Source organism: Micromonospora sp. ATLC20 (genome assembly GCF_057196585.1).
Window position 1 is genome coordinate 1 of record NZ_JBXUOV010000146.1, and the last position, 14,393, is coordinate 14,393.

Sequence of the window (14,393 nt, forward strand, 5' to 3'; positions counted from 1 at the left end):
CCGCCCGCGCCGCCCGCGCCGCCCGCCCGCCGCGCGCCGGTCACCGCCGTGCGGGAGAGCGGCTCCGACGCGTACGCCTACGAGGTGCAGTACCTGCTCGACGCAGGCGACGAGGCGGTGACCCGGCTGCGCGCCGAGCTGGACGCGCTCGGCGACTCCCTCGCGATCGTCGGCGACGGCGCCGGCACCTGGAACGTGCACGTGCACGTCAACGACATCGGGGCGGCGGTCGAGGCGGGCGTGGTCGCCGGCCGCCCGCACCGGATCAGCGTGAGCCGCTTCGCCGACCAGACCGCCCCGGCGCCGGGGCCGCAGGTGCCGCTGCCGGAGGGGCGGGCCGCCGTGGTGGTCGCCACCGGCGCGGGCATCGCGGAGCTGTTCGCCGCCGAGGGCGCCGTGGTGGTGCCCGCCAACCCGTCCACCGGTGAGCTGCTCGACGCGATCCGGGCCACCGGCGCCGCCCGGGTGGTGGTGCTGCCGAACGACCCGAACACCCAGTCGGTGGCGAGCGCGGCGGCCAAGGAGGCGCACGGCCTCGGCATCAAGGTGAGCGTGGTGCCCACCCGCTCGCCGGTGCAGGCGCTCGCGGCGCTCGCCGTCCGCGATCCGAAGCGGCGGTTCGAGGACGACGTGATCGCGATGGCCGAGGCGGCCGGCGCCTGCCGGTACGCGGAGGTCTGCCACGCCGCCCGGGAGGCGCTGACCGTCGCCGGCCCGGCCCGCCCGGGTGACGTGCTGGCCCTGGTCGAGGGCGAGGTGCACCTGATCGGGCAGGATCTGGTCGACACCTGCACCGCAGTGGTGGACCGGATGCTCGGCGGTGGCGGTGAGCTGGTCACACTGCTCTGCGGCGCCGATGCGCCGGCCGGGCTGGCCGACCGGGTCCGCGCGCACGTCGAGGGGGCCTGGCCGTTCGTCGAGGTGCAGGCGTACGAGGGCGGGCAGCCGCACTATCCGCTCCTGGTGGGGGTCGAATGACTGGTGAAGCGGCCACTGTGGACACGCCGCTGAAGAAGCTGGTCGGTGAGCGCACCGCGAAGGCGCTGGCCGGGCATCTCGACCTGCACACCGCGGGCGACCTGATCTACCACTTCCCGCGCCGGTACGACGAGCGCGGCGAGCACACCGACATCCGCTCGCTCGACGTGGGGGAGCAGGTCACGGTGCTCGCCCAGGTGCAGCGCACCGCGGTGCGCCCGATGCGCCAGCGGCGCGGCAACCTGCTGGAGGTGACCGTCGGCGACGGCTCCGGCGGCGTGCTCACCTGCACGTTCTTCGGCAACCAGGCGTGGCGCGAGCGGGAGCTGCGGCCCGGCCGGTGGGGGCTGTTCGCGGGCAAGGTGACCGAGTTCCGGGGCAAGCGGCAGCTCAACGGCCCGGAGTACGTCCTGCTCGGCGAGGGCGGCGAAGGCGAGGCGGCGGCGAACGAAGAGGTCGAGGAGTTCGCCGGGGCGCTGATCCCGGTCTACCCGGCCGCGGCGGCGGTGCCGACCTGGGTGATCGCCCGCTGCGTCCGCGTCGTGCTCGACACGTTCACCCCGCCGGAGGACCCGCTGCCGGCCACCGTGCGGGCCACCCGCAACCTCGTCGACATCGGCACCGCGCTGCATGAGATCCACCGTCCGACCAGCAAGGAGGCGCTCTACCGGGCCCGCCGCAGGCTGAAGTGGGACGAGGCGTTCGCCGTGCAGCTCACGCTGGTGCAGCGCAAGCAGCGGGCGGCGGCGTCCCCGGGACGGGCCCGGCCGGCGAAGGCGGGCGGCCTGCTCGACGCGTTCGACGCGCGGCTGCCGTACGAGCTGACCTCCGGCCAGCAGGTCGTCGGGCGGGAGATCGCCGCCGACCTGGCCCGGCCGCACCCGATGCACCGGCTGCTCCAGGGCGAGGTGGGCTCCGGCAAGACGGTGGTGGCGCTGCGCGCCATGCTCCAGGTGGTCGACGCCGGTGGGCAGGCCGCGCTGCTGGCCCCGACCGAGGTGCTCGCCGCCCAGCACCACCGGGGCATCCTCGACCTGCTCGGCCCGCTCGGCCGGGCCGGTGAGCTGGGCGCCGCCGACGACGCCACGCGGGTGGAACTGGTCACCGGTTCGCTCGGCGCGGCGGCCCGGCGCCGGGCACTGGCCGAGGTGGCCGAGGGCCGCGCCGGGATCGTGCTCGGCACGCACGCCCTGCTCTACGAGGGCGTCGACTTCCACGACCTCGGCCTGGTGGTGGTGGACGAGCAGCACCGCTTCGGCGTGGAGCAGCGCGACGCGCTGCGCGCCAAGGCCGAGCAGCCGCCGCACGTGCTGGTGATGACCGCCACCCCGATCCCGCGCACCGTGGCCATGACCGTCTACGGCGACCTGGAGACCTCCACGCTGTCCCAGCTTCCGCAGGGCCGCTCGCCGATCGCCTCGCACGTGGTCCCGGCCGCCGAGAAGCCGGCGTTCCTCGACCGGGCCTGGCGCCGGTTGCGCGAGGAGGTCACGAAGGGCCACCAGGCGTACGTGGTGTGCCCGCGTATCGGTGAGGGGCCGGTGTCGGACGAGGAGCCGCCGCGGGAGGACGACAACGGCCGGCGTCCGCCGCTGGCGGTGACCGAGGTGGCCCCGCTGCTGGCCGAGGGGCCGCTGCACGGCCTGCGGATCGGGGTGCTGCACGGGCGGCTGCCGGCGGACGAGAAGGACGCGGTGATGCGCGCGTTCGCCGACGGCGAGCTGGACGTGCTGGTCGCGACCACAGTGGTCGAGGTCGGCGTGAACGTGCCGAACGCGACGGTGATGATCGTGCTGGACGCCGACCGGTTCGGTGTCTCCCAGCTGCACCAGTTGCGCGGCCGGGTGGGCCGGGGTTCGGCAGCCGGTCTGTGCCTGCTGGTCACCGAGGCGGCCGAGGGCTCGTCCGCGCGGGAGCGGCTGGACGCGGTCGCCTCCACCACCGACGGCTTCAAGCTCGCCGAACTCGACCTGGAGCAGCGCCGCGAGGGCGACGTGCTGGGCGCCACCCAGTCCGGCCGGCGCTCGCACCTGCGGCTGCTGTCGCTGCTGCGGGACACCGAGCTGATCCGCGACGCGCGGGCCGAGGCGATCGAACTGGTCGAGGACGACCCGGATCTGGCCCGGCATCCGGCGCTGGCCGCGTCGGTCGCCGCGCTCGTCGACGAGGAGCGCGCCGAATACCTGGAGAAGGGCTGACGCGCGGGCCCGGCCGGCGTCCCGGTGCGGCTTCGCGGGGCTGCGGCACGCGCGTGGCGTGCCTAGGCTCGCGCAGATGTCGACACCATCACTCGAACGCGGCGTGCTGCTGCTGACCCGGGGCGACGAAGTCGTGGTGGACCGGGTGGCCGGCGTCGCCGACGAGGCGTCCGGCCGGCGCTGCACCGCGGCGACGCGGTTCCAGATCGCCTCGATCAGCAAGCAGATGGCCGCCGTGGCGGTGCTGCTGCTCGCCGAGCGGGGAGCGCTGAGCCTGTCCGATCCGGTGGTACGCCGGCTGCCCGGCACGCCGCCGCCACAGTGGTCCGGCATCACGCTGCACCACCTGCTCACCCACACGTCCGGCCTGGGCCACTGGGAGGACTACCCGGCGATCGACCTGCACGGGCCGGCCGAGCCGGACGACCTGCTCAACCGGTTCGCGGCGCTGCCGCCGCTGTTCCGGCCCGGAGCCGGGTGGCACTACAGCAGCCCCGGCTACGTGCTGCTGGCCCGGACCGTCGAGCGGGTGGCCGACCGGCCGTACGCCGATTTCCTCGCCGAGGAGGTCTTCGCGCCGCTGGGCATGACTGGCAGCTTCGCCGGTTCGGGCGAGGGGCGGCCGGACGTGGCGACCGGACACGAGGGCGGCCGTCCGGTGCCGTCGTGGGACCTGGGGACCGTCAGCCTGGGCGCGGGTGACGTCTGGTGCACCGGGGCGGACCTGCTCACCTGGCTCGACGTACCGCGCCGGGGCCGGCTGCTCGCCCCGGACTCGGTGGCGGCGATGACCGCGCCGCACGCGCCCACCGGGCGGCCCGAGGAGGCGTACGGCTACGGCTTCTTCGTCGGCCCGCTGGCCGGCCGGCGGGCGCTGCACCACTCCGGGGACAACGGCGGCTACAAGGCGTTCGCCGCCTGGCTGCCCGACTCCGACCAGCGGCTCGTGCTGCTGACCAACCGGGCCGAGGTCGATCCGAGAGCGATCACGTCGGTGCTCGACGCGGCCTGACCGCCGGATCCACGGCGAGGGCGCGCCGGCCGGGTGGTCGGCGCGCCCTCGGTGCGGATCAGCGGATCAGCGAGATCGGCGGATCGGCGGGGTCTGGCGGTGAAGCGGATCAGGCGGTGAAGCGGATCCGGCGGCGACGGGCCACCACGAACAGCACCGCGCCGGCGGCCAGCAGCAGCGTCGCGCCACCGGCGATGGCGCCCGCCGCCGGGCCGGTCACCGGCAGGCCGCCGCCCTGCCCGGAGCAGTCCCGCGGCGCGGTGTACGGGATGGTCTCGGACCCCTCGGCCACGTCGTACTTGACGGTGACGGTGAGGCCCCGGTACGCCTCGAACTCGACCGAGCCGGCCTTGCCCGGTTCGGAGACGAGCTTCCTGCTCTCGCCCTTCTCGGTGGTGAACGTGGCGGTGAAGGGAATGCCGTCGGCCGGGTTCTCCACGATGAAGGTCATCGAGTCGCAGTCCTGGTCCAGCTTGAAGACCGGTTCACCGGGCTCGGCCGGCGGGGCGGACGGCGTCGGCGGGGTGGACGGGCTCGGCGGGAGGGACGCCGACGGCGTCGGGGTCGGCGAGGCGGGCGTGCTCGGCGTGGGCGTGGGGCTCGGCGGCGTGCTGGGCGACGGCGACGGGCTCTGCGTCGCGCAGTCCCGCCCCGGACGGGCCACCACCGTGCGCTCGCCGTCGTGCGACTTGCGGCCCCGCTCCCAGTGCGCGGCGACGGTCAGCTTCAGCTCCGGGATCGGGCCGGTGAACGTGTGGGTCTGGGTGCCGGTCAGCGGGCCCTGGCCGGCCGGCTTCAGTTCCGCGCCGACCGCCAGCCCGCCGCTGACCGCGCCGGGCACCGTGGATTCGACTTTGGTGATGCGGCCGGAGATGTCGGTCTCGCTGCTGATCACCGACCAGGTCACGGTGACGGTGCCGTTCTCGGCGGCGCAGTAGCTGCCGGACGGCTCGGGGTGGTGGGCGGCGGCCGGGCCGGCGACGGTGGCGACGCCCGCGAGGCCGAGCAGCGCGCCGGCGGTGAGGACGGCGGCACGCCGGAGGTGGAGACGGTTCACGCCTACTCCTGACGAGGGGAGGATGGGAGAGACCGGGCGGAGGGACCGAAGCCACGCGTCCGCTCGGCAATCGGGCCAGACCCTAGCGAGATCGACAGTGCGGGCGTCACCGTGATCGAAGGGTCGTAAAGGGTCTGTTATGTATTTGAGATCATTGATGTACGTCGAGTCACGGATCGTCGCGCCGGGTACGTCGTGCCCGCCTCGCGGCGTCGCGTAGCGTCGGGGCATGCGCAGGGAGCGACGGTGACCCGGATCGTGGCCGGCACGCTCGGCGGCCGGCGGATCGCCGCGCCACCGGGTGCCGGAACCCGGCCCACGTCCGATCGGGTCCGTGAGGCGCTGTTCAGCGCCGTGCACTCGCACGTCGACCTGGACGGCGCACGCTTCGCCGACCTGTACGCCGGTTCCGGCGCGGTCGGTCTGGAGGCGCTGTCCCGGGGCGCGGCCCACGTGCTGCTCGTCGAGTCCGACGCGCGGGCCGCCCGGGTGATCCGGGAGAACATCGCCACGCTGCGGGCCGCGCCGGCCGCCCGCCTGGTCACCGGCAAGGTCGCCGGCGTGCTGGCGGCGGGACCGGACGGCGGGCCGTACGACGTGGTCTTCGCCGATCCGCCGTACGCGGTGCCGGACGCGGAGATCACCGCGATGCTGGCGGCGCTGGTCGACGGCGGCTGGCTCGCTCCGGACGCCCTGGTGATCGTCGAGCGGTCCAGCCGTACCGGACCGGTCGCGTGGGTGGAAGGTGTCACTCCGGAGCGCAGCAGACGTTACGGCGAGACCACTCTTTGGTACGGTCGCCGATCATGAGACGTGCGGTCTGCCCGGGCTCGTTCGACCCGGTCACCAACGGACACCTCGACATCATCGGCCGGGCCAGCCGGCTGTTCGACGAGGTGATCGTCGGAGTGCTGGTCAACCAGTCCAAGCAGGGCCTGTTCACGGTCGAGGAGCGCATCGGGATGCTCCGCGAGGTGACCGCCTCGTACGACAACGTCCGGGTGGAGTCGTTCCGCGGCCTGCTCGTCGACTTCTGCCGGGCGCAGCAGGCGAGTGTGCTGATCAAGGGCCTGCGGGCGGTGAGTGACTTCGACTACGAGCTGCAGATGGCCCAGATGAACATCGGCCTGGCCGGCGTGGAGACGCTCTTCATGCCGACCAACCCGCTCTACTCGTTCATCTCGTCCAGCCTGATCAAGGACGTGGCGAAGTGGGGCGGCGACATCTCCGCCCACGTCCCCGACCTGGTCCGCGCCCAGCTGACCACCCGCCTCCGCCCCTGACCCCGCCCGCCCCTCCGCCCACCCCACCCCCGCGATCTTGCAGTTTCGGCCCGGACATTCCTCCCGCAAGGGACGAGCGCCGGGCCGCAAGTGCAAGATCGCCGGGGAGAGGGGCGGGGGAGGGTGAGGGAGCGCGGGGCGACGCGCCGGGTGGGGCGGGTGGGGCGGTTGTGGCTCGGGCGCGACATGATGTCTGCAGCGCCGAGAACGGGCGCGAGGCCGCATGATGGAGAGCGGCCGACGAAGACAGGAGTGAGGTACCGGTGGACCCGCTCGATCGCATCGACGAACTGATCGCCATGGTGGAGCAGGCCCGCTCCGTCCCGATGTCGCGCAACAACTGCATGGTCGACCGGGGCGAGATGATCGCCGTGCTCGACGAGTTGCGCGCGGAGCTGCCCGCCGACCTGCGCCGCGCCGCCGCGCTGCTGGAGGAGCGGGACAAGATCATGGAGGCCGGCAAGCGCGAGGCCGACCGGATCATCAGCGAGGGTGAGGCGGAACACGCCCGGCTCGTCTCGGTCAACGAGATCACCGTCTCGGCCGAGCACGAGGGCGCGCGGATCATCGCCGAGGCGCGGGCCGAGGCGCAGCGCCTCCGCGAGGAGGTGGACGACTACGTCGACACCGCGCTGGCGAACTTCGAGCAGTTCCTCACCCGGGCGCTGGCCTCGATAGAGCGCGGCCGGGACAAGATGCACGCGCTGCGCGAGATCGGGACCTTCGGCGGGGACGAGGCGGACCGCCCGCTACCCTTCTGAGCGGCGCGCGGGCCGGTCGCCGACAGCCGGCTCCCGCCGGGCCGGAGGCGAGCCCCCGGTTCGACGGTCCGCCCGTCTGGCAGGTAACCTTCTTTGTCGGCCTCTCAACGGCCGGAGTCTGACTATGCCCAAACACTCGCCAAGCACACTCAACCCCAGGTCGCCGCTGGTCCTCGACACGAGGGAACTGCCGCGCCGACCTGGCGCGTTGCGTACGCACAAGCGGGTCGTGCCGGCACCGGCGGACCTCGGCGTGGAGTTGATCGGCGTGCCGGAGGGCGCGGACCTCGACCTCGACCTGAGGTTGGAGTCGGTGTCCGAGGGCGTACTCGTCTCCGGGACCGTCACCGGTCCCGTCAAGGGCGAGTGCGGCCGCTGCCTGCGCGAGATCGACGACTCGTTGGCCGTGACGATCCAGGAGCTGTACGCGTACGAGAACAGCACCACGGACGACACGACCGAGGAGGACGAGGTGGGCCGGATGCAGGGCGATCTGATCGACCTGGAACCGGCGTTGCGGGACGCGGTGGTGCTGGCGCTGCCGACGAACCCGCTCTGCCGGGAGGACTGCCCAGGCCTGTGCCCCGAGTGTGGGGTGCACTGGGACGATCTGCCGGCCGACCACAGCCATCAGCAGGTCGACCCGCGTTGGGCGAGCCTGACGCAACTGACCCGTACAGAGGAGTAAGAACCGTGGCCGTCCCCAAGCGCAAGATGTCGCGCAGCAACACCCGCGCCCGCCGGGCGAACTGGAAGGCCTCGGCGGTGGCGACCGTGGCCTGCCCGCAGTGCAAGTCGGCCAAGCTGCCGCACGCCGCCTGCTCCGTCTGCGGCACCTACAACGGCCGTCAGGTCCTCGAGGTCTGACCCGGCTGCCGAGTGACGTCCCCGACCACCGGTCGGGTGACGCGCGCACCAAGGCTCTCGCCCGGTGCCCCGGCTCCCGCCACCGCCGACCGGTTCCCGGCCGGCGGATCGTCGGAGCCGGGCACCGCGCGGATCGCCGTCGACCTCCTCGGCGGGGACGATGCTCCCGCCGTCGTGGTTGACGGCGCTCTGCGAGCGGTACGCACGGATCCCGCCCTGCACCTGATGCTCGTCGGCCCGATCGAGGTGGCCGACGAGCTGATCGGTGCGCTCGACCCGGCCCAGCGCGCCCGGGTCACGGTCCGCCCGGTGCGGACCGCCGTCGGCATGGCCGACCATCCCACCGCCGCTCGCGGCGAGAGCACGGTACGCACCGCCGTGCAGGCCGTCCGCGACGGACTCGCCGACGCGGTCGTCTCCGCCGGCTCGACCGGCGCCACGGTCACCGCCGCCGCGCTCGGCCTCGGCCGCTGGACCGGGATACGCCGTCCCGCGCTCGCCGCCACGCTGCCCGCCGTCGAGGGGCCGGTGGTGCTGCTCGACGTGGGCGGCACGCTCGAACCCGGCCCGGCCACGCTGGCCCGGCACGCCCTCCTCGGCGCCGCCTACGCGTCGGTGGCCCACGCCGTCACCGCACCCCGCGTCGGGTTGCTCTCCGTCGGCCTCGAGACGGGCAAGGGCGACCGGCTGCGCCGCGTCGCCGCGCCCGCGCTCGCCGCCGCGCCGCTGCCCTGCGACGGCCGCTACGTCGGCCTGGTCGAGGGGTACGACATCTCGCTCGGCGCCCGCGCCGACGTCGTGGTGACCGACGGCTTCACCGGAAACGTCCTGCTCAAGGCCATCGAGGGCGCGTACGCCATGGCCGGCGGCCCGCCGTCACGCGGCGGTGCCCCGCGTGCCGCGGCGCTGCTCGGGGTGGGCGGCACCGTGGTGGTGTGCCACGGCGCGGCCGGCTCCGAGGACGTCGCCTCCGGTATCGCGCTCGCGGCCCACCTGTGGCGCCGCGACGCCGCCGCGACGGTCCGCTCCCTGCTCGCCGGCATCCCGCACGATCTCGCACCTGACCGACACGACACCGAGGTAGCACCATGACCAACGACAAGCGGCGGCGTGCTCCCGTCGGCCACCTGGAGGCGGCCTTCGGGGTGTCGCTCGACCCGGAACTGCTGGAACGCGCGCTGACCCACCGCTCGTACGCGTACGAGAACGGCGGCCTGCCCACGAACGAGCGGCTGGAGTTCCTGGGCGACTCGGTGCTCGGCGTGGTGATCACCACAGCCCTGTTCCACAACCACCCCGACCTGCCCGAGGGGCAGCTGGCGAAGCTGCGCGCCAGCGTGGTCAACATGCGGGCGCTCGCCGACGTGGCGCGTGGCCTCGGCCCGGACGGGCTCGGGGCGTACCTGCTGCTCGGCAAGGGCGAGGAGGCCACCGGCGGGCGGGACAAGGCGAGCATCCTGGCCGACACGCTGGAGGCGCTGCTGGGCGCGATCTACCTCCAGTACGGCCTGGACACCGCCGCCATCGTCATCCACCGGCTGTTCGACCCGCTGATGGCCGAGTCGGCGGGCCGGGGCGCGGCGCTGGACTGGAAGACCAGCCTCCAGGAGCTGACCGCCGCGCTCGGGCTCGGCGTGCCCGAGTACCGGATCGAGGGCACCGGACCGGATCACCTGAAGACGTTCACCGCCTGGGTGGTGGTGGCCGGCAACCGCTACGGCGGCGCGGAGGGGCGCAGCAAGAAGGAGGCCGAGCAGCGCGCGGCCGAGTCCGCCTGGCGGATGCTCACCGAGCAGGCCGAGGCCGAGGCGGCGGCGCGGGCGGAGGCGGCGGCGCGGGCCGAGGCGGAGACGAGCCCGCAGGACGACACCTCCGACGTGGAGGCGGGCGCCGGCCGTGCCTGAGCTGCCCGAGGTCGAGACCGTCCGGGTGGGACTCGCCCAGTGGGTGATCGGCCGGCGGATCGCCGCCGTCGAGGTGCGCCACCCCCGGGCGGTACGTCGGCACGCGCCCGGCGGCGCGCACTTCGCCGACGTGCTCGCCGGCCGGACGATCACCGGGGTACGCCGCCGGGGCAAGTACCTCTGGCTGCCGCTGGACAGCGGCGACGCGGTGATCGGCCACCTCGGCATGTCCGGCCAGTTGCTGTTGCAGCCGGTCGGCGCGGCCGACGAACTGCACCTGCGGGTCCGGTTCCGGTTCGCCGACGACGGGCCGGAGCTGCGCTTCGTCGACCAGCGCACGTTCGGCGGGCTGTCCGTGTCCGAAGGTGGCGCGGAGCTGCCCGCCGAGATCGCCCACATCGCCCGCGACCCGATGGACCCGGAGTTCTCCGACGAGGCGTTCGTGGCGTCGCTGCGGCGCAAGCGTACGGAGATCAAACGCGCGCTGCTCGACCAGACGCTGATCTCCGGGGTGGGCAACATCTACGCCGACGAGGCACTGTGGCGGGCGAAGCTGCACGGCACCCGCCCGGCCGACGCGCTCACCCGTCCGGCCGCGCTGCGGCTGCTCGGGCACGTGCGGGACGTGCTCGCCGAGGCGATCAAGCAGGGCGGCACCAGCTTCGACGAGCTGTACGTCAACGTCAACGGCGAGAGCGGCTACTTCGACCGGTCGCTGAACGCGTACGGCCGGGAGGGCGAGCCCTGCCCGCGCTGCGGCGCTCCGATCCGGCGGGAGGCGTTCATGAACCGGTCCTCCTACAGCTGCCCGCGATGCCAGCCGCGGCCCCGGGGCACCCTCCGGGGATGACCCCGAGCCGATTCGGGGTTGCGCCGGTGTGCATCGCCCGGCGGTCCCCGGAGACGCGCCGGAGCGTACCCGGAGATGCCCTTTTCCGCCCGGTGCGCGCGGCCGGAACCGGCCGCGCGGACCTCGCCCGGCGGATCGGGGACGAGCGGGGGCCGTTCCCCGATGTCGGGGCCCCGCCCGCTGCCTAGCGTCATCTGGGGTCGGCACAGGGCCGGCATCAGGAGGGTGGAACCCGGGACATGGGCAGGCGACCGGTGACCGTGCGGCTGGCACGGTGGAGTGCGGAGCATCCGTGGCGCGCGATCGCGTTGTGGGTGGTCTTCGTGGCGGTGTGTTTCGTGGGCGGCAGCGCCGCCGGGCTGAACGAGGCGACCGACGAGGATCAGGCGATCGGCGAGTTCGGACGGGCACAGCTGATCGTCGACAGTGGCGGGTTCGACCGGCCGGCGACCGAGAACGTGCTGATCACCGCCCGTTCGGGTTCGCTCGACCAGGCGGCGGCGAAGGCCGCCGCGCAGGACGCGGCGGACCGTCTGCGGCAGGTCGACGGCGTGGCCTCGATCGGTACGCCGATGCCGTCGCGCGACGGCAGCGCGCTGCTGGTGCCGATCACCATGTCGGGCGACCCGGGCACCGCCGGGGACCGGGTGCAGCCGCTGCGGGACACCACCGCGAAGGTGCAGGACGCGCACCCGCAGCTACGGGTGGAGCAGGTCGGCGGCCCGTCGATCGACAAGGCGCTCGACGACACGCTCGGCAAGGACTTCAAGCGCGCCGAGCTGCTCAGCCTGCCGGTGACGCTGGCCATCCTGATCATCGCGTTCGGCGCGCTGATCGCCGCCGGGGTGCCGGTGCTGCTGGCGCTGTCCTCGGTGGCCGCCGCGATGGGTCTCTCCACACTCGCTTCGCACCTGGTGCCGGCCACCGACACCACCGCCAGCGTCATCCTGCTGATCGGCATGGCGGTCGGCGTGGACTACTCGCTGTTCTACGTGCGGCGGGAGCGGGAGGAACGGGCGAAGGGCCGATCCGGCCTGGACGCGGTGGAGATCGCGGCGGAGACCTCCGGGCACGCCGTGGTGGTCTCCGGCACCGCCGTGATCATCTCGATGGGCGGTCTGCTGCTCGCCCAGGACGCGATCTTCTCGTCGCTGGCGGTCGGCTCGATCCTGGTGGTGGCGGTCGCGGTGATCGGCTCGCTCACAGTGCTGCCGGCGCTGCTGGCGAAGCTGGGTCGCTGGGTGGACCGGCCGCGGGTGCCGCTGCTGTGGCGCCTCACCGCCCCGCGCAACGGGCAGCCGGCCCGGCCCCGGTTCTGGCCGGCGGTGCTCAAGCCGGCGCTGCGCGCACCGGTGGCCACGCTGCTGATCTCGGTCGCGCTGCTGCTCGCGCTCGCCGCGCCCGCGCTCGGCATGAAGCTGAAGTTCCCCGGCCCGGAGGACGTGCCGCGCACCACCGCCGCCATGCAGGCGTACGACCGGCTCACCGCGGCCTACCCGAGCAACGGCACCAGCCACACGGTCGCCGTGCGGGCGCCCGCCGAGCAGGCCGACCGGGTGCGGGCCGCGCTCACCGACCTGGCCGGCCGTACCGCCGCCGACCCGCTCTTCGCGCCGGCCGAGGGGGACGGCCCGGAGATCCAGGTGTCGGCGGACCGGCAGGTGTCGGTGCTGGAGGTGGCCACGCCGCACGCCAGCCGTTCCGACGAGGCGTCCCGGTCGCTGCACGAGCTGCGCGAGGACCTGGTCCCGGCCACGCTCGGCGGCATCCCGGGCGTGGAGTACGCGGTCGGCGGCGGCGTGGCCGCCAGTGAGGACTACGCCGCCCACATCTGGGCGAAGCTGCCGATCGTCGCCGCGTTCGTGCTGGCGCTGACGTTCCTGGTGATGGCGTGGACGTTCCGGTCGATCGTGGTGGCGCTGACCTCGATCGTGCTGAACCTGCTCTCCGCGGGCGCCGCGTACGGGCTGCTGGTGCTGGTCTTCCAGAGCACCTGGGCGGAAGGGCTGCTCGGCTTCACCTCGATGGACGCGATCGTCACCTGGCTGCCGCTGTTCCTGTTCGTGGTGCTGTTCGGACTGTCGATGGACTACCACGTGTTCGTGGTCAGCCGGATCCGTGAGGCGGTCGACCGGGGCATGCCCACCCGGGAGGCGGTGGCGTACGGCATCACCTCCTCGGCCGGTGTGGTGACCAGCGCGGCGGTGGTGATGGTGGCGGTGTTCTCCATCTTCGCCACGCTCAGCATGATCGACTTCAAGCAGCTCGGCATCGGCCTGGCGGCGGCGATCCTGCTGGACGCCACGATCATCCGGGCGGTCGTGCTGCCCTCGGTGATGACGCTGCTGGGCGACGCGAACTGGTGGGCGCCCCGCTTCATGCGCCGCCGGCGGCCCGTCCCGGCGGTCGAGCCGCCGCCCGCCCCGGCACCGGAGCTGGTCGGCGCTCGCTGAGCCCGAGCGGACCCGCCCCGGTCGGCTCGGTCCGGGGCGGGTCCGGGGCTCGGTCCGGCGCCCAACCGGTGGTCCCGAGCCGCTTGACATCGGTTCCGGCTCGTGCCGGCCGCTGAGAAGGCAGTCGTGTTCGCGCGGTATACCTGAGAGTCATATTCATGACTCTCAGGTATGCCGCCTTCCGTGCATCTGTTCGCCGGTGAGGTCACGGAGAGTGTCGGCAGCTTCCGTGCTGGATGACCGTCATCGGCGCCCCCCCGGCGGGAGGGGGCGGCGGGATGTCACGGCAGGGCGCACGGCTCCCGCCAGGCGTCCAACCGGCGGTCCTTGCGGATCGAGGCGAAGCCGTAGCCGACCGAGGTGACGCAGAAGTCCGCCGGCTCGCCGGTGTACTCGACGTGGAAGACCGGCTTTCCGGCATCGACGAACGGCAGCAGCTTCGCGCACTCGCGGCGGCGTACGCACTCCTGGTTGACCGCGAAGTCGAAGTCGGGGGCCAGCGCCGCCACCTGCGGCACGTCGTCGACCAGGCCGGGGGAGAGGTCCAGCTTGCGGGCCAGCCCGGCCAGCCGGCGGTGGAACAGCAACTGGTCGTCGAAGTCCAGCGGGAAGCCGGAGCGGTGCCGGTAGCCGTCCGCGTCGGCGAGCGCCACCGCGCCGAAGCCCTTGCCCCGGCACAGCCGGAACCGGTCGGCCAGCACCGGCGCGAGCGCGTCCCAGGCCCGTACGTCCAGGAAACGGCTCCCCGGCCGCCCCGGCACCGCCGCGCCGCGTACGGCGGTGGGGAAGCGGGTGGCGTCCGGGTCGTCGGCGGCGTACGTGCCGACCCGGACGTGGCAGACCAGCCGGCGGCCCCGCTCGCGCAGCGCGGCGGTCTCGGCCGAGGTGGTCGCCACCGGGTCGAGGAGGAAGACGTCGGCGTCGACAGTCACGTCCACCGGGGAGGTGAGCTGCCACTGCCACCGCCAGCCGGCGGCCTGCGCGGCCGGCCAGGGCGTGGGCGCGCCGGGCGGCGTGATCGGCCGGCGGC

Annotated in this window: 14 protein-coding genes; 12 read left to right on the plus strand and 2 right to left on the minus strand. The window is 73.9% G+C overall.

Features of this window, described 5'->3' with window-relative positions:
• The 3 genes from AC2CHG_RS23915 to AC2CHG_RS23925 all read left to right on the plus strand — a co-directional run.
• The coding region (locus AC2CHG_RS23915) for a DAK2 domain-containing protein (RefSeq protein ID WP_484525621.1) at nucleotides 1-978 on the plus strand (978 nt) is incomplete at its 5' end.
• Complete coding sequence (gene recG / locus AC2CHG_RS23920; RefSeq protein ID WP_484525622.1) at nucleotides 975-3,176, plus strand: ATP-dependent DNA helicase RecG; 2,202 nt, start codon at nucleotides 975-977, stop codon at nucleotides 3,174-3,176. The genes AC2CHG_RS23915 and recG, both read left to right, overlap by 4 nt.
• Before the next feature lie 76 nt (nucleotides 3,177-3,252).
• Nucleotides 3,253-4,188, plus strand: a complete 936-nt coding sequence (locus tag AC2CHG_RS23925) for a serine hydrolase domain-containing protein (RefSeq protein WP_484525623.1) — start codon at nucleotides 3,253-3,255, stop codon at nucleotides 4,186-4,188.
• A gap of 109 nt (nucleotides 4,189-4,297) precedes the next feature.
• Here AC2CHG_RS23925 and AC2CHG_RS23930 read toward each other — a convergent pair whose 3' ends face one another.
• Nucleotides 4,298-5,245, minus strand: coding sequence for a cell wall anchor protein (locus AC2CHG_RS23930; protein ID WP_262014764.1), 948 nt, complete (start codon nucleotides 5,243-5,245; stop codon nucleotides 4,298-4,300).
• A gap of 246 nt (nucleotides 5,246-5,491) precedes the next feature.
• Between AC2CHG_RS23930 and rsmD the strand changes: the two genes are divergently transcribed.
• The 9 genes from rsmD to AC2CHG_RS23975 all read left to right on the plus strand — a co-directional run bounded on the left by rsmD (nucleotide 5,492) and on the right by AC2CHG_RS23975 (nucleotide 13,363).
• On the plus strand, nucleotides 5,492-6,055 hold the full coding sequence (gene rsmD, locus AC2CHG_RS23935) for a 16S rRNA (guanine(966)-N(2))-methyltransferase RsmD (protein WP_484525624.1): 564 nt from the start codon (nucleotides 5,492-5,494) through the stop codon (nucleotides 6,053-6,055).
• Nucleotides 6,052-6,528 carry a pantetheine-phosphate adenylyltransferase gene (gene coaD, locus AC2CHG_RS23940; protein WP_262014766.1) on the plus strand — a complete coding sequence of 159 codons (477 nt, stop codon included), beginning with the start codon at nucleotides 6,052-6,054 and terminating at the stop codon, nucleotides 6,526-6,528. Before rsmD ends, coaD begins: the two co-directional genes overlap by 4 nt.
• A 263-nt stretch (nucleotides 6,529-6,791) precedes the next feature.
• Nucleotides 6,792-7,289, plus strand: a complete 498-nt coding sequence (locus tag AC2CHG_RS23945) for an SPFH domain-containing protein (protein WP_262014767.1) — start codon at nucleotides 6,792-6,794, stop codon at nucleotides 7,287-7,289.
• 124 nt (nucleotides 7,290-7,413) lie between these two features.
• The gene (locus tag AC2CHG_RS23950; RefSeq protein WP_135243737.1) at nucleotides 7,414-7,977 is read left to right on the plus strand and encodes a YceD family protein; all 564 of its coding nucleotides are present in this window, start codon (nucleotides 7,414-7,416) and stop codon (nucleotides 7,975-7,977) included.
• A 5-nt stretch (nucleotides 7,978-7,982) separates the two neighbouring features.
• The gene (rpmF, locus tag AC2CHG_RS23955) at nucleotides 7,983-8,156 is read left to right on the plus strand and encodes a 50S ribosomal protein L32 (protein WP_030500827.1); all 174 of its coding nucleotides are present in this window, start codon (nucleotides 7,983-7,985) and stop codon (nucleotides 8,154-8,156) included.
• A 132-nt stretch (nucleotides 8,157-8,288) separates the two neighbouring features.
• Nucleotides 8,289-9,248, plus strand: a complete 960-nt coding sequence (locus AC2CHG_RS23960; RefSeq protein WP_262014827.1) for a phosphate acyltransferase PlsX — start codon at nucleotides 8,289-8,291, stop codon at nucleotides 9,246-9,248.
• The gene (gene rnc, locus AC2CHG_RS23965) at nucleotides 9,245-10,060 is read left to right on the plus strand and encodes a ribonuclease III (RefSeq protein WP_262014768.1); all 816 of its coding nucleotides are present in this window, start codon (nucleotides 9,245-9,247) and stop codon (nucleotides 10,058-10,060) included. The genes AC2CHG_RS23960 and rnc overlap by 4 nt, the downstream gene beginning before the upstream one ends.
• Entirely contained in the window at nucleotides 10,053-10,910 is an 858-nt protein-coding gene (mutM, locus tag AC2CHG_RS23970; RefSeq protein WP_484525625.1) for a bifunctional DNA-formamidopyrimidine glycosylase/DNA-(apurinic or apyrimidinic site) lyase, read from the plus strand. Before rnc ends, mutM begins: the two co-directional genes overlap by 8 nt.
• Before the next feature lie 239 nt (nucleotides 10,911-11,149).
• A complete protein-coding gene (locus tag AC2CHG_RS23975; protein ID WP_262014770.1) occupies nucleotides 11,150-13,363 on the plus strand; it encodes an MMPL family transporter in 2,214 nt (737 codons plus the stop codon).
• 281 nt (nucleotides 13,364-13,644) lie between these two features.
• Here AC2CHG_RS23975 and AC2CHG_RS23980 read toward each other — a convergent pair.
• A partial coding sequence (locus tag AC2CHG_RS23980) for an endo alpha-1,4 polygalactosaminidase (RefSeq protein ID WP_484525626.1) occupies nucleotides 13,645-14,393 on the minus strand: 749 nt, incomplete at its 5' end.

Coding starts and splice junctions, on each gene's coding strand:
- recG (WP_484525622.1), top strand. CDS start 975: ATGACTGGTGAAGCGGCCACTGTGGACACGCCGCTGAAGAAGCTGGTC.
- AC2CHG_RS23975 (WP_262014770.1), top strand. CDS start 11,150: ATGGGCAGGCGACCGGTGACCGTGCGGCTGGCACGGTGGAGTGCGGAG.
- AC2CHG_RS23950 (WP_135243737.1), top strand. CDS start 7,414: ATGCCCAAACACTCGCCAAGCACACTCAACCCCAGGTCGCCGCTGGTC.
- rnc (WP_262014768.1), top strand. CDS start 9,245: ATGACCAACGACAAGCGGCGGCGTGCTCCCGTCGGCCACCTGGAGGCG.
- coaD (WP_262014766.1), top strand. CDS start 6,052: ATGAGACGTGCGGTCTGCCCGGGCTCGTTCGACCCGGTCACCAACGGA.
- AC2CHG_RS23925 (WP_484525623.1), top strand. CDS start 3,253: ATGTCGACACCATCACTCGAACGCGGCGTGCTGCTGCTGACCCGGGGC.